This window comes from Streptomyces sp. NPDC058579, assembly GCF_042718575.1.
Taxonomy (GTDB): domain Bacteria; phylum Actinomycetota; class Actinomycetes; order Streptomycetales; family Streptomycetaceae; genus Streptomyces.
This window is the reverse complement of record NZ_JBHXPI010000008.1, coordinates 121,528-146,948: the sequence shown is the minus strand read 5'-3', so window position 1 is coordinate 146,948 and position 25,421 is coordinate 121,528. Positions and strand designations below refer to the sequence as shown.

Below are 25,421 nucleotides of genomic sequence, written 5' to 3'. Positions count from 1 at the left end.
GCGCGCGCCGCCCGGTCCGTATCGTCACATCCGGTTACGCGGCGTCCCGCACCGAGCCCGTGAACTCGGGCCCGTGGTGCGGGTCCCAGTTGTCGTCGTAGGTGGTCAGACGGGCCCGCAGGGTCTCCGTGGGCTCGCTGAGCGCGTCCGCGACGGTCGGGATCGAGACCTCGACGCTCGTCTGTCCGGCGGGCACGTCCGCCCAGAGGCTCGCGGGCTCACCCTCCCAGCCGAGCGCGGAGAGCGGCTTGGGCGGGTTCGGCACGGCGCCGAAGAACTGCTCCAGCCAGCTCGGCGCGACGTCCGCGCTGGACAGCTCGGGGCCGCCGGTGACGGGCAGGAGTTCGAGGACGCCGCCGACCTCCACGTCGGCGGGCGCGGACAGGTTCACCCGCCAGGTCAGGGGCTTGCCCTCGGTGACGTCGTCGGCGACGGGGGTCACCGTGACCGTGGGCTTCGCGTCGTCGTTCTTCGCGGTGACACCACCGCGGTGGGCACCGACGGCCACGCCCTTGACGGCCTTCACGGAGATGTCCCGCGACAGGTCGTAGCCGAAGCGGGTGTTGCCCGTCACCTCGACCGGCACGTCGATGGACTGGCTCCCCGGGCTCACGGTCACGATCCGGGACGTCACCTCGTCCGAGCCCGGCTGCGGGGTGAACACCCGGACCTGGCCGCTGCCCTGGCCGGAGACCTGGACCGGAACGCGGTAGGTCCGCACGCCGGAGTCGCCCTCGTCCACGGTCAGCCGGCCGATGTCGATGCGGGGCATCGCGCCGGGCTGGGCTGCCGGGGTGCCGGGGCGCCAGCCCCAGGCGTCCATCAGCCAGGCCTGGCCCGAGCCGCCGCTCGGGGTCAGTTCGAGGGTCGTGATCCGCGTCAGGTCCAGCTTGGACCGGGAGGCCGGGGCGAGCGGTACGCGGACCTCACGCCCCCAGTGGGAGGTGGTCCGGTCGCTGCCCGGGAGGCCGTCGATCTGCGCCCGGCCGAGTGGCGCCCGGCGGCCGTCGGCGTCGACGAGCGCGATGTCCAGGCGCGTACCGGTGGTGTTGGGCGGCACGATGACGCGGAGCGCGAGCGAGCCGGAGCCCTTGAGGGAGACCGGGCGCTCGGAGCGCAGGGTCGCCTTGGCCCCCGCGCCCGTACCCGACCAGCGCAGGGCGACGGCGTCGCGGCCCGGTTCGGGCGAGGCCTCCCAGTACGCGAAGTGCGGCGACCGGCCGCCCGTGCCGCCCTCGTTCTCCGGCAGGCAGGCGCGGGCCGGGTCCGGGTCGATCTGCGCGCAGAGGCGGCCGCCGCCGGTCACGGTGAGCCCGGGGCCGGGCAGGAAGCCGGGGGTGCGGTGCGCGCCGACGGCGTGGCTGAGGACGCGCGCGGGGCCGGCCGAGAGGACGCGGCGGCCGGTGCCGTCGAGCAGCGGACGGACCCGGTCGTCACCGCCGACGAACAGCTGGGCCGCGGCGGCGATGTAGGTGGCGCCCACGGTCTGCTGCTGCGTGGCGGTCAGCCGGGTCTTGGTGCCGGGCGAGCAGACCGGGTCCTGCGCGTCGTCCGAGGAGAAGTCGTCGAAGGCGGGCGCCTCCGCCTGGCCCGGAGTCCACTCGCTGTTGAAGTAGTTGTGGTTCGCGCCGATCATGTACACCGCACTCTGCAGCGCGGTGCCACGGCTCACACCGCGGGTGCCGTCGGCGTAGATCTGGCCCTGGAGGTCGGAGACGTCGCCGTCGCAGCCGGGCAGCATGGTCATCGAGGGCACGTCCGGGGCCGGGTTCTGGCCGAAGATCGTGGGGCCGATGAGGACGTTGCCGCGGATCGTCCAGCGCGCCTGGCCGGGGGCTCCGTCCTGGTCGGCCGGGGGCCGGTGCAGGCTGTCGAGCGCCGCGCGGTTCACGCCCTCGCCGCCCCGGGAGTGGCCGACGAGCAGGACGCGGGAGAGGTCGGCCGGCGCGGTGGCGCGGACCGCCGCAGGGGCGCCGTCGGCCTTGGCGGCCCAGTCCGCCCAGCGGCCCAGGTGCTGCCGCACGAGGGACGAACGGGCCTGCGCGCCGGCGTCGTCCGCCGCGTGGTCCTGGGCGTTGATGCCGTTGGCGGAGATGGAGACCGTCACATAGCCCTGGGAGGCGAGGAGTTTCTGGGCGGCCAGGTAGCCCTTGTGGCTGGGGATCGGCTTGGTGCCGGGGCCGCAGGGCCAGGAGCCGGTCACCTCCTCACCGGGGCCGTAGCAGGTGCCGTGGCGGCCGTGCAGGAAGAGCGCGAGCGGCCGCTTCCCGGGTGCGCCGGTCGGTCCGACGACGACGGCGCGCATCTCGATCGGCTCGGCGTATCCGGGCAACCGGACGGCCGGCAGGTCGTATTCGCCGCTGACGGTGCGGTAGGCGCCGGGCTTGCCGGGGTCGACCGGGTTGAGCGGCAGGGGCGGTTCCACCCGCCCGGAGGGGGCGTGGGGCCTGCTCCGTGGAGCCTTGTTCGCGGCGTCCGCGGCGCCGGGGGTACCGGCGTCCAGGCGGCGCCCGGCGGCCACGACCCGCAGGTCCTTCGCGGCGCCCAGCCGTACGCCGTCGGCCTTCAGCCGGAACGCGCGTCCGTCGGCGGCCGGTGCGGGGCGGCCGAGGAGCCTCTTGCCCGAGTAGAACTCGACGCGGGCGTCGCCCATGGGCACGGGTTCGCCGGCCGTCCAGACGAGCTCCCGGTCGGCGCCCTCGCCGGTGAGCCGCCAGCCCTCCGGCAGCGTCCCGTCGACGCCACCGGCTCTCTCGCCGCCCGCTCGGGACAGCGGGCCCGGCGACGGTTCGGCGTACGCCGGCAGTGGCGCCGCCGCGGCCAGGGCGACTAAGGCCACGGCCGTGGTCACCACACGTGTGACACGTATCAAAGCGGTCTTCCTCACGATCGGTTCTCTCGGGACACCTCGGGGCGCCTCAGGACGCCTCGGGGTCCCCTCTCGTGACCGGAGGACGGCAACCGGTGGGCGTGGGTTGCCTCGTGGGACGGGAGAAGGCCGGGCTCGCGGAGAGATCGGCGGGAAATCGCCGCACGGGGGTAGGCCCGCCGGACCCGCTTGTTATACGTTCCGTCTAACAGCTTGCTAGACGCCGCATCTAACAAGACGTGCGGCGTCTCGATCCGATCGATCCGAGTCGAGAGCCGAGGAGCCGCACATGGCACGCAGCACCGCCCCACGGGAGAGCGAGGACCGGCACGTCGAGCAGGAGGTCGCCCGGCGGCTGCTCGACTCGGCCGCGCAGCTGTCCTACGACCCGGCCACCGAGGTGGACTGGGACACCCCGCTGGACAAGGACTTCCACGGCGCGAGCCCCGAGTGGAGCACCCTCTACGGCACCGCGTACTGGGGCGAGTTGACCGACGCGCAGCGCAAGGAGCTGACGCGCCAGGAGGCCGCGTCGGTGGCCAGCACCGGCATCTGGTTCGAGATGATCCTGCAGCAGATGGTGCTGCGCGACATGTACGCCAAGGACCCGACCGACCCCCGCTTCCAGTGGGCGCTCACCGAGGTCGCCGACGAGTGCCGGCACTCGATCATGTTCGCGCGCGGCGCCGCGAAGCTCGGCGCCCCGGCCTACCGTCCGCACCGGCTCGCGATCGAACTCGGCCGCGCCTTCAAGACGGTCGCCTTCGGCGAGGCGGCGTACGCGGCGATCCTGGTCGCCGAGGAGGTCCTCGACGTGATGCAGCGCGACTGGATGCGCGACGAGCGGGTGGTGCCGTTCGTCCGCACGATCAACAACATCCATGTCGTGGAGGAGTCGCGGCACATGAAGTTCGCCCGCGAGGAGACCCTCCGCCGGCTGCGGGGCGCGAGCGGGGTGCGCCGCCGGTTCCACGCGCTGGTGATCGCCATCGCCTCGTACGTCATCGTCACCAGCATGGTGGGCCGGAAGGTCTACGAGAGCGCGGACCTCGACGTCGAACGCGCCGTCGCCGAGGCGAAGGCGAACGAGCACCACAAGGCCCTGATGCGGTCGAGCTGCGCGGGCCTCATGGAGTTCCTGGCCTCCGCCGGGCTGCTCACCCGGCCGGCGCTGGCCTTCTACAGGCGCGCCCACCTGATCTGACCGCGGCGGACCGACCCCACCAGACCCGACCGCGATCCCGACCCCGCCCGAAGCCGAAGCCGTAGCCGTAGCGACCCCGAGCTGAGCCGACGACATGACCTACGCCATCACCCAGACCTGCTGCAACGACGCGACCTGTGTCGCCGTGTGCCCCGTCAACTGCATCCGTCCGACGCCGCGGGAGCGGGAGTTCGGCTCCACCGAGATGCTCCACATCGACCCGGCGACCTGCATCGACTGCGGCGCGTGCGCCGACGCCTGCCCGGTCGACGCGATCTTCCCCGTGGACAGCCTCTCCCCCGCCCAGGCCGGGTACGCGGCCGTCAACGCCGCGTACTTCGCCGACAAGGAGCCGCTCGAAGCGGCCACGACCGGCCCGAACTTCCACTCCTGGGGCGCCCCGGCCTTCGAGCGGAGCCTGCCGTCCGACTTCGCGCCGATCCGGGTCGCTATCGTCGGGACAGGACCGGCCGGGATGTACGCGGCGGAGGACCTCCTGCTCCACACCAACGCCGAGGTGACCCTCGTCGACCGGCTGCCCGTGGCGGGCGGTCTCGTCCGGTACGGCGTGGCGCCCGACCACCCCGCGACCAAGAAGGTCGGGGACACCTTCGCCCGCTTCCACACCCACCCCCGGGTACGGCTGCGGCTCGGCGTCGAGGTCGGCAGGGACGTCACGGCGGCGGAACTCGCCGCGCACCACGACGCGGTGGTGTACGCCGTCGGCGCCTCCGCCGACCGCGGGCTCGCCGTCCCCGGCGAGGAGCTGGCCGGCAGCGTCCCCGCCACGGAGTTCGTGTCCTGGTACAACGCCCACCCGGAGACCGCCCCGGACGCGATCGACCTGACCGGCGCGGAACGGGTCGTGGTGGTCGGCAACGGGAACGTGGCGCTCGACGTCGCCCGGATCCTCGTGACGGACCCCGAGGCCCTGGCCGGCACCGACATCGCCGACCACGCGCTCGCGGCCCTGCGCGGCTCCCGGGTGCGCGAGGTCGCGCTGCTCGGGCGCCGGGGCCCGGAGGACGCCGCGTACACGGCCTCCGAACTCCGTGCCCTCACCCACCTGTCCGGGGTGCGCCTCGTCGTCGACGACCACGACCCGCGCACCGGCGCGGCGATCGACGGCGCGGCGCCGGGAGCGAAGGCGGCGCTGCTACGGGACGTGGCGAGGGAGACCGTCGACTGGACGCGGCCGGCGAGCCCGGACCGGCGGATCGTGCTCCGGTTCCACTCGGCGCCCATGGCCCTGGTCGGCGAGGACGCAGTGCGGGGCGCGCGGGTGACGGAGGGTCGGGGTGAGCGCGAGATCCCGGCCGGGCTCGTCCTGCGGGCGGTCGGCTACCGGGGCGTGCCGGTGCCGGGGCTGCCCTTCGACGAGGCGACCGGCACCGTGCCGCACGAGCGCGGCCGGGTGGCCGGGATGCCCGGAACGTACGTCGTCGGCTGGATCAAGCGCGGCCCTTCGGGCGGGATCGGGGCCAACCGGACCTGCGCCGCCGAGACGGTCGGCGCGCTGCTCGCGGACGCCGTGGCGGGCGCCCTGCCCGCTCCGTCCCGTACGGCCCGGGCGTTCCGGCGCCTGGTGCGCGGGCGCGCCGAGGTCGTCGACGCCCGCGGCCTGGCCGCGATCGACCGGGCCGAACGCGCCAAGGGCCGTGCGACGGGCCGCCCGCGCGTCAAACTCACCACGGTGGCCGCCCTCGTGGCGACGGCGCGCCGCTCCCGCCTGCGCCTCCTCAGCTGACCTGTCAGTCCGTGACCTTCTCCCAGGCCGTGGTGCCGAGCAGGCCCGTCTCGCCGACGTCGAGGCCGCCCTCCGGCACCACGGTCTGGCGGGCCACGCCCGGGGCCGGGGCGATCTCGACGTACACCCCGCTGCCGCGCTGGGTCGCCGAGTCGACGGCCGAGTACCGCCAGGCGAAGACGGAGCGCGCGGACTCGCCGGGCTTCAGCGTCACCGGGTGCGGGCCCGGGTCCTCCATCTGCGCGATGGGGCCCGTCCCCTTGAGGACGGTGACATCCATCGGCTGCCGGTTCACGTCCCGTACGCGTACGTCCGGATATCCGTTGACGCGCTGCTCGCCCGTACCGCAGTTGGTGACGGTCACCGGCATCGCGCGCAGGCCCATGGCCGCGTTGACCATGCCGGTCGTCACGTTCACCCCGGTGGCCGGGCAGCCCTCCGGGGCGGTGGCGGTGGGCGGTTCCATCGGCGGAGCGATCCCCAGGTCCGCGGGGCCGCCCGGGCGGGACGGGGTTCCCGACGGCTCGGCGGTCGCGTGCGAGCCGGTCCGCTCGGGGTCGACCTCGCGGTCGAGTTCGGCCCCGAGGCCGCACCCGGCGGTGAGGAGGGCGGCGGCCAGCAGGACCGGGCCGTGGCGCGGAGATATGACGGTCATGCCGCGATCATCACACGGCGGCCGCCGGGGCCAGGGCTACTCGAACCGTGAGGTGTCGCCCGCCCCTCGGCGTACGATCTCCGGCTCACCCTCCGAGAAGTCGATGACGGTCGTCGGTTCCGTACCGCAGTCGCCGGAGTCGAGGACGGCGTCCACCGCGTGGTCGAGCCGCTCCTTGATCTCCCAGCCCTGGGTCATCGGTTCGTCCTCGCCGGGCAGGAGGAGGGTGCTGGAGAGCAGCGGTTCGCCGAGCTCCTCCAGGAGGGCCTGGGTGACGACGTGGTCGGGGATCCGGACACCGACGGTCTTCTTCTTGGGGTGCAGCAGCTGGCGCGGGACTTCCTTCGTCGCCGGCAGGATGAAGGTGTAACTGCCGGGCGTCGACGCCTTCACGGCGCGGAACACGTCGTTGTCGACCTGCACGAACTGGCCGAGCTGCGCGAAGTTCTGGCACACCAGGGTGAAGTGGTGGCGGTCGTCGAGTTCGCGGATCGCTCGGATCCTGTTGATGCCGTCGCGGCTGCCGATGCGGCATCCCAGCGCATAGCAGGAATCCGTCGGGTACGCGATGAGCGCGTCGGAGCGGATGCTGTCCGCCACACTGCTGATGGTGCGCCGCTGGGGGTTCTCGGGGTGCACGTCGAAGTACTTCGCCATGCGGGGCAGTCTAGGTTCTCCGTCGGGTCCGGCCCGGGACGGCGGGCCGGTGCGGTTCCCCGCACGTTCGGGCGGGAGCGGGCGACCGTCAGGCCGCGAGGCGCAACTCCTGGCGCAGGACTATGGCGTTGAGCCGGATCGCGTACGGCGCGACGTCCATGAGCTCCAGGGCGGCTGCCTGCTCCTTCGCCAGCTCGACGGTCACGTCGATGCAGAAGGCGATCGCGTACATGTGGTCCCCGGTCTCCTCGTCCTGGAGGGCGAAGAACAGGTCACGGTAGTAACGGGTGCGGTCCGGGCCCTCCTCGTAGTACGAGAGTCCCGGCTCGCCCTCCTGCGCGGCGAGGCCGGTGAAGGCGTCGGCGAGCTCCTTCTCCACGGTGTCCCAGAACGAGGCCTCGGCGAACTCGACGGGCAGCGCCTGGCGCACCGCCTCCTTGAGGGAGAGCACCATGACCATGACGGGGGCCTGCTCCTGGAGTCCCCAGCCGCGCACCATCTTCACGACGGCGCTGTCCGGGATCTCGGCGGCTGCCCGGTGGATGTTCTCGAAGTCGAAGTTGACGGTGGCGGGCGCGATCGCCTGCTGGAACAGCCGGTCGATGGCCCGGGCCTGGTCGAGATGGTCCCGGCCCACCTCTATGACGGTCTTGAAACTGGCGGCCATGAAACTCCTCCTATTAGGTGATCAAGAGGGGTCAGTATGCCGTCTGGCGTCCGACTGCCACAGTCTTGTCGTCATGTCGACTTGGACGGACAGTACGGGGATGGCGATCGTAGTGCTGGTGGGCACGCTGGACACCAAAGGTCTGGAGTACGGATGGCTGCGCGCGCGGCTGGAGAGCCGCGGGGTCGAGGTCATCATGGTCGACACGGGGGTGATCGGGGCCCCTCGGACACCCCCGGACGTCCCCCGCGCCGAGGTGGCGCGGGCGGCGGGCGTGGATCTCGACGGGTTACAGAACGAGGGGGACCGGGGCGCGGCGGTGACCGCGATGGCGCGCGGGGCGGCCGAGGTCGTGCGGCGGCTGCACGCGGAGGGCAGGCTGCACGGGGTGCTCGCCCTCGGCGGCAGCGGCGGCACATCGATCGCGACGCGGGCGATGCGGGCGCTGCCGCTCGGGGTGCCGAAGGTGATGGTCTCCTCGATGGCCTCGGGCGATGTCGCGCCGTACGTCGGTTCGGCCGACATCACCCTGATGTACAGCGTGGTGGACATCGCCGGGGTCAACCGGGTCTCGGCGCCGATACTGGCGAACGCGGTCGACGCGGTGGCCGGCATGGCGCGGGGCTACGCCGAGACGGCGGCGGCTCCCGCGGTGCGGGACGACCGGCCGCTCGTCGCCGCGAGCATGGCGGGCGTGACGACCCCCGGGGTCGACGCGGCCCGGGCACGGCTGACCGAACTCGGCTACGAGGTGCTGGTCTTCCACGCGAGCGGGGCGGGCGGCCGGACGCTGGAGTCGCTCGCCGAGCAGGGACTCTTCGCGGGCGTCCTCGACCTGACGCTCTGCGAGCTGGCGGACGACCTCTGCGGGGGCATCCTGACGGCAGGACCCGACCGGCTGCTCGCCGCCGGGCGCGCGGGGATCCCGCAGGTGGTGAGCCCCGGCGCGCTCGACATGGTGAAGTTCGGGCCGCTGGACACGGTCCCGGAGCGGGTGCTGGACCGGGACGTGCGGGTGCACAACCCGTCGATCTCGGTGGTGCGGACGACGGCCGAGGAGTGCGCGGAGCTCGGCGCGCGCGTCGCCGTGAAGCTGCTCTCCGCGACCGGGCCCACGGCGGTGTGCCTGCCGCTGCGCGGCCTGTCCACGCTGGGCGCGCCGGGTGGGCCGTACCACGACCCGGTCCTGGACGAGGTCGTGTTCGACGCGGTCAGGGACGGGTTGCGGGGCAGCCCGGTCGACGTGGTGGAGTTCGACACCCACCTGAACGACCCGTCGTTCGGCCGCGCGGCGGCGGAGCTGCTGCACCGCCTGATCGAGGAGAGCCGGTGAGCTAGGCCGCTCACTGCGGGAGGTCGGCCAGGCGGCGGCGGTCGAGCGGGGAGGAGCGGCGGTCGAGGCGTTCCTCCAGGAGGTGGCGGGCCACGTCGCACTGGCCCGCTTCGAGGAGGGCGTGGAGCAGGGTCTCCTCGACGACCTCGCGCTGCGCGGCGCTGCCGCCCACCCGTCGCAGGGTGGGGAGCAGGCCGCGCAGTCCGTCGACCGCCGCCGTCCACCGTTCCTCCAGGACGGCTTCGAGCGCGTGGCAGAGCGGGGCGATGACCTCGCGCTGGACGGCGTCGGCCCCGGCGGCGTGGGCGCGCAGGCGCCGGAGCGCGGCCAGGTCGCCGGCCGCGGTGAGGGCGACCGCGCTGTGCAGGGCGGTGAACGCGGTGGCGGGCCGTTCGAGAAGGTCGCGGGCGACGGCGTCGAGCACGCCGTCCACGGGGACGCTGCCGGTCCAGTTCCGGGTCATCCGGGCCCGCCACAGCAGCGAGCCGGAGTCGACGAGGGCGCGTACGCCGTTGACCTGGCGCGGCCCGAGCTGGGCGAACCAACGGCGGCGTACGGCCTCGGAGTCGTCCAGGGCGAGTTCGTGCAGGGCCACGTGCCAGGAGAAGTGGGCCCGGTGCACGGCGCCCCTGCCCTGGCCGCCGATCCAGCCGTCGAGCCAGTCGCGGCCCGCGCGGTGGGCGCCGGACTCGTAGTGGACGTGGGCCAGGGCGTGGGCGGCGTGCCCGGAGGCGGGTTCGGCGGCCAGGGCGGCGGTGGCGAGGAAGCCGGCCTCGTCGACGCGCCCCTGCTCCTGGCGGAGGAAGGCGAGGAGCGACGTGGGGAACCAGTGGCCGTCGTAGGCGGGCGCGGTGTGCTCCACCAGGCGCTGGGCGAGGGTCCCGTCGAGGTCGCCGACGCCGGAGAAGGCGATCGTGGGCACGGCGATGCTCAGGGCGAAGGCGTCGACCGGGTGCCGGTCGAGGTGGTCGACGAGCGCCCGGTCCCCGTCCGCTCCCCCGTCGTCACCCGACGCCTCGATCCTGCGGGTCACGACGTCCACGAACGAGCGCTCCCGCTCGTCACCGCGCTCGGCGACTCCTCGCTGGGCGTCGGCGAGTTCGCGGTGTACGTCGACCTCGGCGCCGCACTCGTGGCCGAGGAGGGCGAGCGCGGCGTGGCCGAGGGCGAAGCCGGGGTCGAGCGCGGTGGCCCGGGCGAACGCCTCGGCCGCCTTGGCCCGCACGGTGACCACCCGGCCGAGGCCGCTGCGGTAGGCGGCGGCCGCGGCGGCGTGGGTGGAGAGCGGCAGCCCGAACTGGTCGGTGGGCCGGCGGCGGGTGGGCTGCGGGGCGCGGGTGAACGGGGCGAGCACGGCCTCGGCGACCTCCCGGGCCTGGGCCCTGATCTCGGGGATCGCGGTCGTCTCCCACAGCTCGCCGCGCCGGGACGAGCCGAGGGTGAACAGCGGCCGGTGGGTGGCGCCTCCCGCGTCGCGGAGGCGGCCCGCGTCGGTGGCGACGCCGATGCCGAGGGGCCCGGGCACGGCGAGTCCGCCGTCGAGCAGGCTGCCCCAGAGCGGGTCGGCGGCGGCGTCGAGCCGTAGCCCGGGCCCGGTGCAGTCCACGACCCAGGCGACTTCGATCTCCCGCCCGTCGGCGAGCCCGACGCGGATCCGGCCGTCGTCCAGCGGCTGGGCGGCTGTGATCCGGCCCGCGTGGACGCGCAGCCGGTGGGCGGCGCGCGCCCGGGCGATCGCCTCGGCGGTGGCCGGGGCCATCCGGTGGCGGTGGACGTTCCAGCGGGTCGCGTCCCGCTCGAGGAACTCGGCGCGCTCCTCGTCGGTGAGGCCCTGCCAGAGCGCGCCGATCACGGGCCGCAGCCCGTCGAGGGCGGGTCGCCAGTCGCCGTGGTCGCGCATCGAGGCCGCGAAGTGGAGCCGGAGCGCGGTGCGCAGCCGGTGCAGCGGGAGGGCCGTGAGGCCGGGCGGCGGGGGTACGGGCGGCAGCGGGGCGACGGCGTGCGGCCGGGGCAGGAGCCCGCTGCGGGAGAGGGCGTGCACGGTACGGCCGGGCCGGTCGAGGACCAGCGCGAGGTCGACGGCGGTCAGCCCCGCGCCGACGAGCAGCACGTCGTCGTCCGCGCCGACGGCGTCGAGCGCGCCGGGCGCCCACGGGGCGGTGATGAACCGCGCGGAGCGGCTCAGTTCGGCGGGCGCCCAGCGGGCGGTCCCGGCGGCGGGCCCGGTGGCGAGGACGACACTGTCGGCGGCCACTTCGGCGCCGTCGTCGAGCCCCACGACGAACCGCCCGTCGCTCGTCTCCGCGCAGCCGGTCGCCCGGGCCCGCACGCGCCGTACGGAGACGGTGCCGTGGGCGGTGATGACGGCGCGGCCGAGGGTGTCGGCGAGGTAGGAGCCGAAGCGATACCGGGAGGCGAAGTCCGCGGCGGTGACGGTGGATTCACCGTGCCGGCAGAGCCAGCGCCGGAAGTGCCCGGCGTCGTCGGGATAACAACTCATACCGCCCACCGGCACGTTGAGCCGGTGCTCGGCGACCTCGGTGGCGTAGGCCGTACCGCGCCCGGCCTCGGCCGCCGGGTCGATCAGGACGAGATCGACCGGGGTCCGCCGCCGGGCGGCCGTCTCGCACAGCTGGACGGCGACCAGCGCCCCGGCCGCGCCCGCGCCGACGACGGCCACGGTCGGTCGCGGACGGGGGGACGCGGTGGGGGGCGTGGGCACGAGGAACCTCCGGCCGGACGGACACTGGGCGACGACGTGACGAGGTACTGCGTACTGCACTATGTCGATGAACAATGTGAATGGACAAGAGCGCACCGTCCCTTCACCCATCGGCCTGATCGGTTTCGGGCCAGCCGTGAGACATTGAGGCGGTGAGGATCTCAGCACGAACGGACTACGCGGTCAGGGCCATGGCGGAGCTGGCCTCCTCCCCCGACCGGCCGCTGAAGGCGGAGGACGTCGCCGGGCGGCAGGACATCCCGGTCCGCTTCCTCTTCGTCGTCCTCAGCGAACTGCGCCAGGCCCGCCTGGTCCGCAGCGTGCGCGGCCCGGACGGCGGCTACACCCTCGCCCGTCCGGCCGCGGAGATCACCCTCGCCGACGTCCTCCGCGCGATGGACGGCCCCCTGGTGAGCGTCCGCGACCTGAAACTGACCGGCCTGGAGTACCGAGGCGCGGCGGCCCCCATGCCGGACGTCTGGCGCGCGGTACGAGCAAGCCTCCGCCACGTCCTGGAGGGCACCACCCTCGCGGACCTGGCATCAGGCGCCCTGCCGGAGCTGGTCCAGAACAGGGCCCGCGAGTACACCGACGACGTACGGACGTATCCGTAACCGGTATGCCGACGGATTCGGTGTCAGAGGCCCACTGGGCCGTTCCAGGTGCCGGTGCCGACCACCCACATGACGTGGACGGCACCGTGCCTGTCCGCGAAGAAGAGGTCGATCTGCTCGGCGGTCTGCCGGGCCGTCACAAGGGCCGCGTTCGCGGGGGCCGTGTTCGGGGGTGTGAGCGCGACGGGCTTGTTCCAGATGCCGTTGCCGACCACCCACGCGACGTTGACCGCGCCGCCCTTGTCGATGAAGAAGACGTTGACCTGGTCGCCGGTCTGGCCGGCCGTGGCCAGTTTCGCGTTCTTCTCGACGGTCTCGGGCGGTGTGAGGGCGATGGGGCCGTTCCATTTGCCGGTACCCATCACCCACATGACGTGGACGGCGCCGTCCTCGCCCACGAAGAACAGGTCGACTTGGTCGGCGGACTGCCTGGCCGTCGCAAGCGCCGCGTTCGTGGGGGCCGTGTTCGGGGGTGTGAGCGCGACGGGCTTGTTCCAGGTGCCCGTGCCGACCACCCACGCGACGTTGACCGCGCCGAACTTGTCAACGAAGAAGACGTCGACCTGGCCGTCGTCGGCGACCTGCCGGGCGGTGGCCAGCGCCGCTTCCTTGCGGACGGTGTCGGGCGGTGTGAGCGCGACGGGTTTGTTCCAGACGCCGGTGCCCACCACCCACATGACGTGGACGGCGCCGTCCTCGCCCACGAAGAACAGGTCGGTCTGTTCCCCGGTCTGCCAGGCCGTGGCCAGAGCCGCGTTCGGGGGAGCCGTCTTGGGGCCCGTCAGGGCGAGGGGACCGTTCCACGCGCCCTTGCCGACGACCCACATGACGTTCACGGCGCCGGCGCGGTCGACGAAGAACGTGTCGATCTGGGCGGCCGTCTGCCGGACGGAGGCGATCCGTGTGCCCGGCTCGACGACTCCCGCGGCGGTCAGCTCGAAGGGCCCTTCCCATGCTCCGACGCCTTCGACGAACGTCACGGCGATCGCCCCGAAGCGGTCGGCGAAGGTCACGTTGAGCTGGCTGCCCGGCTCGAAGAACGGCTGGAAGTCGATCTGGCTCTCGGTGGCCAGCGCCGCCCCTGCGGCGGTCACACGGCCGTAGGCGTAGTCGGCCGTCGCGATGTCGCCGGGGCTCAGCGTGAGGGCCAGTCCGACATTCACACAGGTCAATGGATTGATGACCGTCAATGTCGGAGGGGTCGCGCTCGGCGGGTAGTGCATGATCGAGCCGCAGTCGTACGGACCGACGGGCGCGCAGTCCACTGCCGGTCCGTAGTTCGGTGGAGTGCCGCCGACGATGGTCACGAAGTCGACCGAGTCGGGCCGCGAGTGCTCGTGCTTCAGGCCGATCGCATGGCCCAGTTCGTGCATGACGTCGACCGCTGCCAGGTTCCTGGGTCTGAAGACGACCGGACCGTTCCACTTTCCCTTTTCGACCACCCACATCGCAGCGAGGGAGCCGTCCGTGCCGATGTAGAAGAGGTCGAGCTGCTTGTCCGTCGGCCGGGCGGTGGCGAGTGCACCGCCGCCACGGGCAGTGCCAGGGGGTGTCAGGCCCACGGGTGGGTGCCATTCGCCGGTGCCGTCGACCCACATGACCTGGATGACCCCGGACACGTGGACAAAGAACAGGTCGATCTGATCATCCGCCTGCCGTGCGGTCGCGAGCGCGTCTCCCGAAACCGCCACGCCGGGGGCGGTGATGCTTTCGGGCGCGTGCCACTCTCCGTTGCCGACCACCCACATGACGTTGACCGCGCCGTTATGACCGACGAAGAAGAGGTCGATCTGGTCATCCGTCTGCCGGGCCGTGGCGAGCGGGGCGACGATGGACGCCGCGCCGCGACCGGTGAGGCCGATGGGTTGGCTCCAGGCGCCGTTGCCCACGACGAACACAACGGTGATCACCCCACCCGTGTCGATGCCGGCGCCGACGTAGAACAGGTCGAGCTGCCCCTCCGTCTGGTGGGCAGTGGCCAGTGGCGCGCCAGGTGAAGCCGAGCCGCCGGGCGCCAGTTCCAGGGGGCCGTTCCACTGTCCGGTGCCGACGACCCACATGACGTTCACCGCGCCGTCCGAGTCGATGAAGAACAGATCGAGCTGCTCGTCGCTCTGCCGGGCCGTGACCAGTACCGCGTTCGTGGGGACCCTCTTCTTCTCGGGGTCCGTCAACCTGATGGGCCCGTTCCAGGTGCCGCTGCCGACCACCCACATGACGTTGACCGCGCCGGCCCGGTCGACGAAGAACAGGTCGATCTGATCGGCCGTCTGCCGGCCCGTGGCCAGCGTCGCGCCGGCAAGCAGGGTGTTGGGCGGGGTCAGGGCGACCGGGCCGTCCCACTCCCCCTTCCCGTTGACCCAGATCACCCTGACGGCGCCGCTGTCGTCGGCGTACAGGCAGTCGATCTGGTCACCCTCCTGGTGGATCGTCGAGATGGGCGCGCCGGCCGGGATGTTCGGGTAGGCGGCGAGCACCACTTTCTGCCCGCCGCCGCTGCGGCCCACGGCCGACGCGGTCTTCGCCTCGTCCGGCACGATGCGGATGAAGTCCGCCTCGCCGTTGCGGGGCACGAAGTCGAGGATCGTGGCGTTGTTCCAGGCGGTGATCGCGGCGGTGATCGCCATCTGTTCCACCGAGCCGGGTGGGAACGACAGCCCGTCGACCTCGAAGGGGACACGGCCCCCCGGCCAGCGCTTGGCCTTCTTGAACAGCGCGTAACCCATCGGCCGTACCTCCGCGTTCGGGAACTCCGCGTGCGGCTACCGTCCGGGAAGGCCGAGTTCGCCGCCCTGGTAGAAGGCTTCCGTCTCCTCCACCACGTACGGGGCCATCGTCTCGCGGCGGGAACGTTCCGCTTCCGAGGAGCGCCAGGCGTCGCAGGCCTCCTGGGAGTCCCAGAGGGAGACGCCGGTGATCTCGTGGCCGTCCTCGGTCCAGTACGCGTACGCCCGGTGCAGGCCGTCGGGGGCGAAGCCGGGGCGCCAGGCCCGTTCGAACTCGTGCAGGGTGCCCGGCTTGATGCGGCGCGTGGTCACCCAGACAAAGCGCTGCTCCATCGCGGCCTCCTTGTCGTGCTCCTTCGACCACGGTAGGTCCGGGGCGCCGGTTCCGCCTCCGAGGCGGCTACCGGCCGTGACCGGGCGGGCGCCAGAGGGCGGCGGTGACCGCCGTGGCGACGGCGACGGCCGTCAGGCGCGCGGGGTCGACCGTGTCGGGGGTGTCGGTGGGCCGGTGGTAGCGGGGGTTGCGGAAGTTCGCGGTGCCGGTGAGCAGGACGGCCGGGATGCCGGCGCTCCAGTACGCGGCGTGGTCGCTGCGGCCGAGGTGGTTCAGCGGGGGTACGGCGAGCCCGGCGAGGGTCCCGAGGGGGCCGTCCGGGCGGGGGTCGCGGAGGGTGACGACGGGCAGCCGCGGGTCGGCGGCGCCGGCCGCCCTGCGCCAGAGCTCGGCCGCCGCGTCCGAGGAGCGACGGTGGACGACGAGGGTGAAGTCGCCGCGCCGGTCACGGGCTTGTACGACTCCGGCCGCGCCCCGGAAGAGGGCGCCGAAGCCCGCCGGCATCGTCTGCGTACCGGGCTCGTCGGCGAAGCAGCCGACGGACTCCAGGCAGAGCATGCCCGAGACGCGCCGGCCGTGGCGCGCCGCGCGGGCGGCGACGCGGGCGCCGACGAAGCCCAGCTCCTCCATGTCGAAGCAGGCGAGCCGGACCCGGGGCGGCCGGGGCAGCCCGCCGAGCAGCCGGGCGACCTCCAGGAGGGCGGCGACGCCGGAGGCGTTGTCGTCGGCGCCGGGACTGCCCACGACGGTGTCCAGGTGCGCACCGACGAGCACAGCGGCGCCGTCGTCCGCGTCCGGGCCGTCGTCCGCGTCCGGCAGCTCGGCCAGCAGGTTGGCCCCGATGAGCCGCCGGTGCAGGCGGAACCGGAGCGGTGACAGGCTGCCGCCGCCGGGGCGGTCGGTGCAGCCCGGGCGCCACCGGACGTCGAACGGCTGCCGCTCGGTGCGCCAGCCCGCCTCCGCGAGCCGCTCCGCCACATGGGCCTCGGCGCGGAGCATGGCCTCGGGCGCGTGGATCCGGCTACGCGGACGGTCGGCGAGGAACGCGACGTCGTCCCGCAGGCGCGCGGGATCCGCCCGCCGGGTCAGCTCCCGGACGAGGCCGGGCACGTCGGGGCCTGCCTCCATGCCGTCGATCGTCGCGCACGCGGCGCGCGAGTGCGCGTCCGGGCAACCACACTGGGGGTTCTGCCGTCCCTCTCCATACGATCCCCTCCTTCGGAAGGACCCCCGGCATGGCGACGCTCGATCCCGTCACTCGTAGGCTCAGGCGCCTCTTCGCGGTCCTGGACAGCGACGAGGACGGATTCGTCACCTGGTCCGACCACCGGCGCGTCGTGGAGGCGTACGCCTCCGCGTACGGGCTGCCGATGGACGAGCCTCGGATCCAGGCCCTGGAGCGGGCGTACTGGGCGCAGTGGCTCGGCCTGCTCACCCAGTCGGTGCCGGGTCTCGAGCGGCTCGACCAGGACGCGTTCGTCGCGGCGCACCGCGCGGTGGGCTACGACAGCGACCGGCCCGAGATCCTGGAGAACCTCGCGGCGGCCGTCTTCCGCATCATGGACACCAAGGGTGACAAGCGGGTCAGCGGCGACGAGTTCGCGGCCTACCTGGCCGTCTGGGGCATCTCCGTCGACGAGGGCGCGCAGGTCTTCACGTATCTGGACCTGGACCGCGACGCCTACGTCTCGCAGCGGGAGATCGCCCGGTCGCTGCGCGCGTTCCATCTCCACAACGACGACCTGAACACCCCGGGAGGCATCTTCCTCGGCGTGTACTGACGCACCGGCGGGTACGGACACACCCCCGCGCGTGCTGGCCGTGCGCGCCGCGCCCGGGTGTGGTCGGATCGGCGCATGGACGTCACAGAGGCGAGCGACGGTTCACCGGGGCCCGAGGGTCCCGGAGACCGGCGCCGTGCCGCGCGGCGGGCCGTCGCCGGCCGGACGGCCGACGCGGCCGAGCTGGCGGAGTTCCTCGACATACTCGACCTGCGGCCGGAGGTGGACCACCTCTACTCCGGCAAGGCGTCCGGGCGCCCCCGCCGGGAGGGCGGAGGGCGCCCGGGTAAGGCCTAGACCCTAGAAGGTCAGGTTCCAGGCGTCGATCTTTCCGGTGTCCTGGCTGGCGTTGTCGTTCACACGGAGCTTCCAGACGCCGTTCGCGACCTCCGCGGAGGCGTTGACGGTGAAGGTCTGGACGATGTTGTCCGTGCCGCTGCCGGTCCGGTTGTGCACGGTGTACACGGTGCCGTCGGGAGCGACCAGGTCGACCTTCAGGTCACCGATGTACGTGTGCTTGATGTCCACGCCGACCTTCAGGGTGGCCGGGGCGTTGCCCGTCACCCCGCTGACCGTGATCGGGCTCTCGACGGTCGCGTTGTCGGCGACGGTGACGTCGGTGAGGTTCTCGAAGTACTTGCCGGGAGGCGGGGTGGTGCCGCCGACGGCCTTCAGGGCGTCGACCCGGCCCTCGCCGAAGAAGCTGTTGTTGGCCGTGGTGCCGGTGCACCGGGTGTCCGACGGGCAGGCCAGGTCGGTGGCCTGGACGCCGAGCTTCGTACGGATGTCGGCCGGGGTGTCGCCCGGGTTCGCGCTCGCGAGGAGCGCGGCCACGCCCGCGACGTGCGGGGCGGCCATGGAGGTGCCGCTCAGCGAGGAGTACTTGCCGCCGGGGACGGTGCTGTAGACCGACTCACCGGGCGCCGACACCTCGATGACGTTCCGGCCGAAGTTGGAGAAGGACGCCTTGGACGAGCCGTTGGTGCCGTTCGCCGCGACCGTGACGACACCCGGCAGCTCGGCCGGGATGTCCAGGCAGTCGTTGGTGATGGTTCGGCTGACCGGGGTGGAGTCGTTGGGCGAGGAGGTGTCCGTGGTCTTGTTCGCCAGGTCGACGTTGGAGTTGCCGGCCGCCGCGACCTGCAGCGAGCCCTTGCCCTCCGCGTACTTCTGGGCGCGGCCCACACCCTCCAGGATGGCCGCCTGGTCCAGGTTGTTCGGGCAGTTGAACTGCCACGGGTCCGTGTAGTAGCTGTTGTTGGTGACCTTGAAGCCGTGGTCACCGGACCAGACGAGGCCGCAGATGGTGTTCTCCGCGAAGAACAGGGTGCTGCCCGGCTCCGCGATGCGCACCGAGGAGATCTTCACGCCCGGCGCGACGCCGATGGCGCCCTTCCCGTTCTTGGCGGCCGCGACCGTGCCGGCCACGTGCGTGCCGTGCTGGTCCACGTCGCGCCAGGCCCCGGCCCGGGTGTCCGCCTTGCCGTAGGCGCAGGAGACCGAGTCGGCGGCGTTGAAGTTCGGCGCAAGGTCCTGGTGCTGGTCGTCCACGCCGGTGTCCAGGATGCCGACCTTGACGGTGGGCGAGCCGGTGGTGACGGCCCAGGCCTGGTCGGCCTTGATCTGCGTCATGTCCGAGCGGACCGGCTCGGTGGCCGGAGGCGTCGACTGCGCCGGGTTGCTCGGCAGCGTCGGGTTGTAGGCGTCGGCCGGGACGTCGGAGGTGCGCGTGGCGCCGACCTGCTGGACGCCGGAGACCGTACGCATGGTCGAGGCGAAGGTGCTCGACGTGGAGTGCGCCACGACGACGCCGATGGCGTCGAAGTACGAGAAGACCGAGCCGCCGTTGCTCGCGACCGCCGTGCGGACGGCCGTGGTGTCACCGGGAGCGGTGATCACCAGGTAGGCCCGGGTGCCGGCCGCCCAGGCCGCCGTGGCGGCGGGAGCGGCGGCCGCGCGGGTCGCCGCGGCTGCTGCCGACGCGGCGGACGCCGCGGTGGTCAGGGGCGCCGCCGAGGCGGACCTGGGCTCCGGGATGCCGGCCGGAGCGGCCGGGGCGGCTCCGACGGGCGCGGCGAGCGCGACGACCGCTCCGAGGGCGGTGGCGGCCGTGGCCGGGAGTCTCAGCCTGCTGGATATGTGGGAAAACAATGCGTCCTCCGATGGCCCGGTGACGCTGGTGGCGCCGGCCGGGCCCTGTGATGTGTGGGGTGGACGCAAGATCCCAGAGGGCGTGAGCGGAAGGAAGCCTTCAGTCCGACAAGCCTGTTGGCGTTACACAGTGTTGACCTGACGGAACATCAGGTGAGGTGGATTTCGACGCCGTTGGGCGGTTCGTTAGGGTGGGCGCCGTGCGGGTGCTGCTGGTCGAGGACGACGGGGATCTGCGTTTCGGGGTGGCCGCCGCGCTGCGCGCCGCCGGGTTCGCCGTCGACGAGGTGGCGGACCTTCCGCAGGCGGACGAAGCGCTCTTCGTCACGCCCTACGACTGCGCGGTCTTCGACCGGATGCTGCCCTCCGGGGACGCGGCCGAGTACGTCGCGGAGCTGCGCCGCGGGGGCGGCGCCGTGCCCGTGCTCTTCCTCACCGCCCGGGACACCGTCGCCGACCGGGTCGGGGGCTTCGCGAGCGGCGGTGACGACTACCTGGTCAAGCCGTTCGCCGTGCCCGAACTGGTCGCCCGGGTGGGCAGTCTGTGCCGCCGGGCGGCCGTCGTCCGGCCGCCGGTCCACCACGTCGCCGACCTGGAGATCGACACCGCGCGCCGCCAGGTCCGGCGCGCCGGGGTCCTGCTGACCCTGACCGGGCGGGAGTTCGCCGTCCTGGAGGTCCTGGCGGCCCGCGCCGACCAGGCGGTGTCCCGGACCGAGCTGATCGAGAGCTGCTGGGACGAGATGGCGGAGCCGCGTTCCAACGTCCTGGAGGTACTGGTCTCCCAGCTCCGCCGCAAGCTCGGCGACCCGCCCCTCATCCGTACCGTACGGGGCCTCGGCTACCGGCTGGCCCCGCCGGGGCCCGAGTGAGCGGGCGCCGGGCTCTCACCCCCACCGGGCGGGTCCGGCGGCTGCGCCTGCGCATCACCGCCCTGTTCGCGCTCACCAGCGCGGCCGGCCTCGTCACGATGGCCGTCCTCGCCGTGCGCAGCGACGACGCGCGCTGGCGCGACCAGCTCGACCAGGCGATGAACCTCGACACCACGCAGGCGCTCAGCCTGCTCAGGTACGACGAGGACGACCGCCTCGACACCACCGATCTCGTCGAGACGATGGACACCGGCTGCCCGCAGCTGACCGTGCTCTCCGTGCCCCGGAACAATTCCTCCGGCGCCGTCGTCGATTTCGCCGGACCGCAGCCGTGTCTGGTGGGGCGCCCGGCCGACGTGCGGGCCCTCGCCGAGACCGCCGTGCGCCGGGAGGAGGCCGTCGCCGTCGACGGGCGGGCGGTGGACGGGCGGCGGGTCCGGCTCTTCGCGGAGCCGTTCTTCGCACCGGACGCCGAGGATGCGGAGGGCAGGGACGGCGCGGTCGTCACCCTGTACGAGACCACGGAGGCGCTCGCCGACCACCGGCGGACGACGTGGCTGCTGACGGCCGGCTGCGCGGTCCTGGTGGTGCTGTCCGCGGCGGTCGGCCACGCGCTGTCCGGTCGGGCGATCCGCCCGGCGCTGACGGCCCTCGGGCAGCAGGAGGCCTTCCTCGCCGACGCGGCCCACGACCTGCGGACCCCGGTCGCCTCGCTGCGGATGCTCGCCGAGACCGCCCTGCGCGGCGACACGGACGAGAGGGAGGTGCTCCGCCGGACGATGCGGCTCGCGGACGGCATGGGCGGCCTGGTGGACGGTCTGCTCACCCGGGCCCGTCTGATGACCGGGGTGCAGACCCTCGCGCGGGAGCCGCTGCGGCTCGACCAGTTGGTGGAGGCGGTGGTCGAGGACGCCCCGACGGAGGGGCATCGCGTGACCGTACGTGCCGAGGAGGCGGTCGTCGTGGCCGACGCCGATCTCGTACGCCGGGCGGTGGCGAACCTGCTCGGCAACGCCCTCACCCACGGGCACGCGCCGGGCGAGGCCGCCGACGTACGGATCGACGTCGCCCTGACGGGACGGGAGCGTCGGGAGGCGACCGTGACGGTGGAGGACGCCGGTCCGGGACTGCCGCCGGGGGTGGCGGACGCGCTCTTCGAGCGCTTCCGCAGCGGGTCGGGGTCGACGGGCCTCGGCCTGTCCATCGCCTCCTGGGTCGCCCACGCGCACGGCGGGAGCCTGACGGCCACGAGCGGAGCGGGCGGGGCGGGCGCGGAGGGCGGGGCGGCCGGCGGTAGCGGTGGCGGTGGCGGGGCCCGGTTCGTGCTGCGGCTGCCGGTCGACGGCGGCTGAGGGGCTCCTCACGAAAACCTCAGCATCGCCCCGCGAAGCTGAGGCGTACCGCACCGCCAGGTCTCCCAGGAGCACTCCCGTGAAGCGCGCAGCCCGTCCCCGTACCGCCCTCGTCCTGACCCTCGCCGTGCTCGGCGCCACCGCCCTCTCCGCCTGCACGGCGCCGGCGACGCCGAGCAACGGCAGCCCCAACGCCGCCGTCGACCCGGCCACGCGACCGGAGTTGAGGCCTTTCTACGCGCAGAAGCTGAAGTGGACCGCCTGTGGCGAGTTCCGGTGCGCGCGGCTCACCGTCCCCATGGACTACGACGACCCGGCCAACGGGCGGACCTTCGTGCTGCCGGTCGCGAAGGCGACGACCGCTGATCCGAAGCGGCGCATCGGCTCCCTCGTGTTCAACCCCGGCGGCCCCGGCGGCTCCGGGGTCGACCACCTCAAGGACGGCGGCGCCGACTCCTTCGGCGCCCCGGTGCGCGAGCGCTTCGACATCGTCTCCTTCGACCCGCGCGGTGTGGGAGCCAGCACCCCGGCCCTGACCTGTGAGGGCGGCAAGGAGGCGGCCGAGCCGAGTCCGGAGGTCCCGGACGCCCCGAGCGCCTCGGACGACGCGCGCCCGCTGAGCCCCCGTACCGAAGCCGACCGGGCGGACGTCCTCGACGGAGCCCGAGCGGCGGCGGCCTCGTGCGTCGAGCGGAGCGGCTCGCTCCTGCGGCACGTCGGGACCCGGGACGCGGCCCGTGACCTGGACGTGCTCCGGGCGGCCCTCGGCGAGCCCCGGCTCAGCTACCTCGGCTGGTCGTACGGGACGAGCCTGGGCACCTCGTACGCCGAACAATTCCCGCTCCGCGTAAGGGCGTTGGTCCTCGACGGGGCGATCGACCCCTCGCTCGACTGGCGCGCGCGGGCGCAGGGCCAGGCCGTCGGGTTCCGCCGGGCCGTCGACGACTACGCCACGCGCTGCGTCGAGATCGTCGGCGCCGACAGCTGCCCGGGGGCGACCCCGGACGAGATACGCGCGGTGGTCGACGGGCTGTTCACGCGGACCGCGCGCTCCCCGCTCCCGGTCGACGGGTCCGCGTCCGGGGCCGGATCCGGGGTCGACGAGCGGATGCTGATCGACGTGCTGTCGATGGCGATGTACACGCCCGAGGAGCAGTGGAAGGGCCTTTCGGAGGCGCTGGCCGCAGCCGACGGCGGCGACGGTACGAAGCTGGCGGCGCTGGCGGAAGGGGAGGCGGATCCCGAAGGGGAGGCGGAGGACTCCGAAGGCGATGCGGCTCCCGAAGGCGGGCCCGTGGTGCCCGCCGCGCCTGCCGACAACGAGGACGCCGCCCTCCTCGCCGTGAACTGCGCCGACACCCCGCACCCCCGGGCCGCGCAGCCGTACTGGGACGCCCTCGCCCCGGCGGAGAAGGCCGCGGGCCGGTACGGCACCACCAGCGTGCTCGACTCCCTGACGTGCAAGGACCTGCCGGCCGGGACCCAGGCGCCGCACCGCGTCCGCGCGGAGGGCGTGCCGCCGGTCCTCGTGGTGGGCACCACCGGCGACCCGGCGACCCCGTACGAGGAGTCGGAGAGCCTGGCGGCGCAGTTCCCCGGCGGGATGCTCCTGACGTACGAGGGGGTGGGCCACACGGCCTACGGTCGCGGTGGCTCCTGCGTGGGCGACGCCGTCGACGCGTATCTCGTCGGGCTGAAGCCGGTCCGACCCGGTACGACCTGTCGGTAGATCGTGTCGGTCGAGCTGCCAGTGTCGTTGAGCTGCCAGTACAGCCGTCAGAAGAGCCTCGGGGACATGACCTGCGATTCGGCGCCCGGCACTTCGAGGACACAGCGGGGGATGCCGGGCCCGGCGGTGGCCCGGACCGTGGCCGGGGTCGGCGGGTCGGTCGGCAGTTCGATGTGCACGGTCACCGGGCGGTCGCCGCTCGTCGTGGCGTAGCCGGTCGACTTGCCGTCGACCAGGACCTCCACCACGGCCTTGTGGCCGGTCTGGACCGTGACGCTGACCGAGTGCCCCGCGTGGTCGATGTGGAAATGGTGGCGTCGTCTCATGGGGTCGCCTCCGACCGGGTCGCCGTCGCGCCCCTCGCTCCAGGGTAGCCATCAGGCACCCGGGCGGCCTCACGTGCCGCGTCACCCGAACAGCCGCCCTCCGGGCGTGCAACCCACGGTCGGTCGGGTGCACTGGAAGGGCAACCGTCCGCCGAGCATGGAGACGACCATGTACGAAATGCACGTCGGCATAGCACCCCGGGACGGGGTCTTCGTCTGGCACGTGGCCGCCATCGGCAAGGCGACCGCCCTCTGCGGGGAGTCGCTCCACGAGGAGCCGCTCGAGGAGCGTGAGAGGACCGACCGTCACTGCACGCCCTGTATGAGTTCTTTTCAGGAGCTGATGAACGACCGGCGGTGACTGCCGGAATTTCCCTGTGCCCGATCCCCCTACGACCCCTCACACCCCCAGTCGGTCGTAGAACGCCGACAGCCTCGGCCGCCGCTCGGCGCGTTCGCGCGAGTGGCGGTCGAGTTCTTCCATGAGGCGGCGTCCTCGCTGGTCGAGGTCCAGTTCGTCGAGGATCCGGTCGATCTCGGCGAGCAGCGCTCCGTACAGCTGCCACTGGCGAGGGTCGCGCTGGACGACCCGGAGCAGCAGCTCCGCCGCGTGGTCGCGGACCGCGCGGGCGGCGCGGAGTTCGCCGGCGAGCCGTTCCTCGGCGGCGTCGGCGTCCGCGCTGACATGGGTGGAGACGAGGACGGCGAAGCTCACGAGGGTGTCGGCGACCCGGGCCAGGAGGTCTTCGAGGGCGACCGCGACGTCCTTCGGGAAGAGTTCGCCCTCCTCTCGTTCCTTGGCGAGGTCGGTGAGCGTCCTGGCCAGGACGCGCAGGACGACGGCGCAGATCTCCAGGGTGTCGAGGCCGGTGCGGAGCACGATGCGGTACAGGGCGCCTTCCTTCTCCTTGACCCGGGGGTTGAACCTGAGGCTGTCCTCGGCCTGGCGCAGCGCCGCGTCGACGTCGGCCACGTCGTTGTCGAGCCGGCGGGCCTCGTGCAGCCGGGCGGCGGCGCGCGCGACGGGCGTGGGGGTGGTGAGGTCCTCGCCGATGCCGAGCAGGAGCCGGCGCATGCGGCGCGCCAGGTCCTCGATGGACTCCCCCGCCGTGTCGACCCAGACGGGTGGGACGAGGACGGTGTTGAACAGCAGGCCGACGACGGCGCCGATGAGGGTTTCGAGGACCCGGTCCCAGGCCGTGTTGGTGACCTGGGTGACGCCGAGGACGAGCATGGCGCTGATCGCGACCTCGGGGACGAACTCGTCGACGCGCACGAAGCGGCCCACCACCAGCGACGCGAGGATGATCAGTCCGAGGCTCCACCAGGTGAGGCCGACCAGGGCGCTGAACGCGATCGCGATGATGACACCGACGACCACCGCGTTGACCCGTCGGATGCCCGTGGTGAGCGTGGAGTACAGGGTGACCTGCACGACGAGCAGCGCGGTGAGCGGCGCGGTCAGCGGGGCGGCCTCGCTGCTCAGCTGGAGGGCGACGACATAGGCGATGGTGGCCGCGGCGGTGGACCGGACGGTCTGGACGACCACGGGGTCCCGGCGCCGCGCCCACAGCTCGGTTCCGGCTCGTCGTAGCGCCGCGCGCACGTCCCTCACCTTGTCAGGTTTTCGCAAGGGTCGGCTCTTCGCATGCCGTGCGCGGGGCGTGGACCGGTCGGGCGCG

21 protein-coding genes are annotated in these 25,421 nt (G+C 73.3%); 10 read left to right on the top strand and 11 right to left on the bottom strand.

Annotation, left to right across the window (positions count from 1 at the left end):
* Positions 1 to 34 precede the first annotated feature (34 nt).
* Entirely contained in the window at positions 35 to 2,872 is a 2,838-nt protein-coding gene (locus ACFWRO_RS13620; protein WP_384508932.1) for a hypothetical protein, read from the bottom strand.
* Positions 2,873 to 3,158: 286 nt separating this feature from the next.
* Here ACFWRO_RS13620 and ACFWRO_RS13615 point away from each other — a divergent pair, with 286 nt between their 5' ends.
* Together ACFWRO_RS13615 and ACFWRO_RS13610 are read left to right on the top strand one after the other, a co-directional pair.
* Complete coding sequence (locus ACFWRO_RS13615; protein WP_384508929.1) at positions 3,159 to 4,073, top strand: diiron oxygenase; 915 nt, start codon at positions 3,159 to 3,161, stop codon at positions 4,071 to 4,073.
* A 94-nt stretch (positions 4,074 to 4,167) separates the two neighbouring features.
* Entirely contained in the window at positions 4,168 to 5,820 is a 1,653-nt protein-coding gene (locus ACFWRO_RS13610) for an FAD-dependent oxidoreductase (RefSeq protein WP_384508927.1), read from the top strand.
* A 4-nt stretch (positions 5,821 to 5,824) separates the two neighbouring features.
* Here the strand turns inward: ACFWRO_RS13610 and ACFWRO_RS13605 are convergent, their stop codons facing one another.
* The 3 genes from ACFWRO_RS13605 to ACFWRO_RS13595 form a co-directional block, all read right to left on the bottom strand.
* Entirely contained in the window at positions 5,825 to 6,475 is a 651-nt protein-coding gene (locus ACFWRO_RS13605; RefSeq protein ID WP_384508924.1) for a DUF4232 domain-containing protein, read from the bottom strand.
* A 36-nt stretch (positions 6,476 to 6,511) separates the two neighbouring features.
* Positions 6,512 to 7,132, bottom strand: coding sequence for an L-threonylcarbamoyladenylate synthase (locus ACFWRO_RS13600; protein ID WP_384508921.1), 621 nt, complete (start codon positions 7,130 to 7,132; stop codon positions 6,512 to 6,514).
* Between the two features lie 88 nt (positions 7,133 to 7,220).
* On the bottom strand, positions 7,221 to 7,799 hold the full coding sequence (locus ACFWRO_RS13595) for a Type-2Aa cytolytic delta-endotoxin (protein ID WP_384508919.1): 579 nt from the start codon (positions 7,797 to 7,799) through the stop codon (positions 7,221 to 7,223).
* Between the two features lie 100 nt (positions 7,800 to 7,899).
* Here ACFWRO_RS13595 and ACFWRO_RS13590 point away from each other — a divergent pair, with 100 nt between their 5' ends.
* Positions 7,900 to 9,132: a Tm-1-like ATP-binding domain-containing protein gene (locus ACFWRO_RS13590; protein WP_384508916.1), complete on the top strand. Its 1,233-nt coding sequence runs from the start codon at positions 7,900 to 7,902 to the stop codon at positions 9,130 to 9,132.
* A 10-nt stretch (positions 9,133 to 9,142) separates the two neighbouring features.
* On the opposite strand, the gene ACFWRO_RS13585 is transcribed toward ACFWRO_RS13590, so the two are convergent.
* Positions 9,143 to 11,854 carry an FAD/NAD(P)-binding protein gene (locus tag ACFWRO_RS13585; protein WP_384508914.1) on the bottom strand — a complete coding sequence of 904 codons (2,712 nt, stop codon included), beginning with the start codon at positions 11,852 to 11,854 and terminating at the stop codon, positions 9,143 to 9,145.
* 152 nt (positions 11,855 to 12,006) lie between these two features.
* On the opposite strand from ACFWRO_RS13585, the gene ACFWRO_RS13580 reads away from it, so the two are divergent.
* Positions 12,007 to 12,468: an RrF2 family transcriptional regulator gene (locus ACFWRO_RS13580; protein ID WP_384508911.1), complete on the top strand. Its 462-nt coding sequence runs from the start codon at positions 12,007 to 12,009 to the stop codon at positions 12,466 to 12,468.
* Between the two features lie 23 nt (positions 12,469 to 12,491).
* Here ACFWRO_RS13580 and ACFWRO_RS13575 read toward each other — a convergent pair whose 3' ends face one another.
* The 3 genes from ACFWRO_RS13575 to ACFWRO_RS13565 form a co-directional block, all read right to left on the bottom strand.
* A complete protein-coding gene (locus ACFWRO_RS13575; protein WP_384508908.1) occupies positions 12,492 to 15,194 on the bottom strand; it encodes a M12 family metallopeptidase in 2,703 nt (900 codons plus the stop codon).
* Positions 15,195 to 15,230: 36 nt separating this feature from the next.
* A complete protein-coding gene (locus tag ACFWRO_RS13570; RefSeq protein WP_362010628.1) occupies positions 15,231 to 15,527 on the bottom strand; it encodes an antibiotic biosynthesis monooxygenase in 297 nt (98 codons plus the stop codon).
* 67 nt (positions 15,528 to 15,594) lie between these two features.
* Positions 15,595 to 16,656: a M28 family peptidase gene (locus tag ACFWRO_RS13565; RefSeq protein ID WP_384508904.1), complete on the bottom strand. Its 1,062-nt coding sequence runs from the start codon at positions 16,654 to 16,656 to the stop codon at positions 15,595 to 15,597.
* 107 nt (positions 16,657 to 16,763) lie between these two features.
* Between ACFWRO_RS13565 and ACFWRO_RS13560 the strand changes: the two genes are divergently transcribed.
* Positions 16,764 to 17,309 carry an EF-hand domain-containing protein gene (locus tag ACFWRO_RS13560; RefSeq protein WP_384508901.1) on the top strand — a complete coding sequence of 182 codons (546 nt, stop codon included), beginning with the start codon at positions 16,764 to 16,766 and terminating at the stop codon, positions 17,307 to 17,309.
* 75 nt (positions 17,310 to 17,384) lie between these two features.
* The gene (locus tag ACFWRO_RS13555) at positions 17,385 to 17,606 is read left to right on the top strand and encodes a hypothetical protein (RefSeq protein ID WP_384508899.1); all 222 of its coding nucleotides are present in this window, start codon (positions 17,385 to 17,387) and stop codon (positions 17,604 to 17,606) included.
* A 3-nt stretch (positions 17,607 to 17,609) separates the two neighbouring features.
* Here the strand turns inward: ACFWRO_RS13555 and ACFWRO_RS13550 are convergent, their stop codons facing one another.
* The gene (locus ACFWRO_RS13550; protein ID WP_384509192.1) at positions 17,610 to 19,436 is read right to left on the bottom strand and encodes a S8 family serine peptidase; all 1,827 of its coding nucleotides are present in this window, start codon (positions 19,434 to 19,436) and stop codon (positions 17,610 to 17,612) included.
* Positions 19,437 to 19,666: 230 nt separating this feature from the next.
* Between ACFWRO_RS13550 and ACFWRO_RS13545 the strand changes: the two genes are divergently transcribed.
* The 3 genes from ACFWRO_RS13545 to ACFWRO_RS13535 all read left to right on the top strand — a co-directional run bounded on the left by ACFWRO_RS13545 (position 19,667) and on the right by ACFWRO_RS13535 (position 23,413).
* Positions 19,667 to 20,332 (top strand): response regulator transcription factor, encoded by a 666-nt coding sequence (locus ACFWRO_RS13545; protein ID WP_384509190.1) that lies wholly within the window; start codon positions 19,667 to 19,669, stop codon positions 20,330 to 20,332.
* Positions 20,329 to 21,684, top strand: a complete 1,356-nt coding sequence (locus ACFWRO_RS13540) for a sensor histidine kinase (RefSeq protein ID WP_384508896.1) — start codon at positions 20,329 to 20,331, stop codon at positions 21,682 to 21,684. The genes ACFWRO_RS13545 and ACFWRO_RS13540 overlap by 4 nt, the downstream gene beginning before the upstream one ends.
* 79 nt (positions 21,685 to 21,763) lie before the next feature.
* On the top strand, positions 21,764 to 23,413 hold the full coding sequence (locus ACFWRO_RS13535) for an alpha/beta hydrolase (RefSeq protein ID WP_384508894.1): 1,650 nt from the start codon (positions 21,764 to 21,766) through the stop codon (positions 23,411 to 23,413).
* A 47-nt stretch (positions 23,414 to 23,460) separates the two neighbouring features.
* Here ACFWRO_RS13535 and ACFWRO_RS13530 read toward each other — a convergent pair whose 3' ends face one another.
* The gene (locus tag ACFWRO_RS13530; protein WP_384508891.1) at positions 23,461 to 23,739 is read right to left on the bottom strand and encodes a hypothetical protein; all 279 of its coding nucleotides are present in this window, start codon (positions 23,737 to 23,739) and stop codon (positions 23,461 to 23,463) included.
* A gap of 169 nt (positions 23,740 to 23,908) precedes the next feature.
* Here ACFWRO_RS13530 and ACFWRO_RS13525 point away from each other — a divergent pair, with 169 nt between their 5' ends.
* Positions 23,909 to 24,100, top strand: coding sequence for a hypothetical protein (locus ACFWRO_RS13525; RefSeq protein WP_384508888.1), 192 nt, complete (start codon positions 23,909 to 23,911; stop codon positions 24,098 to 24,100).
* Positions 24,101 to 24,139: 39 nt separating this feature from the next.
* Here the strand turns inward: ACFWRO_RS13525 and ACFWRO_RS13520 are convergent, their stop codons facing one another.
* Positions 24,140 to 25,354, bottom strand: a complete 1,215-nt coding sequence (locus ACFWRO_RS13520; protein ID WP_384508885.1) for an aromatic acid exporter family protein — start codon at positions 25,352 to 25,354, stop codon at positions 24,140 to 24,142.
* Positions 25,355 to 25,421 lie beyond the last annotated feature (67 nt).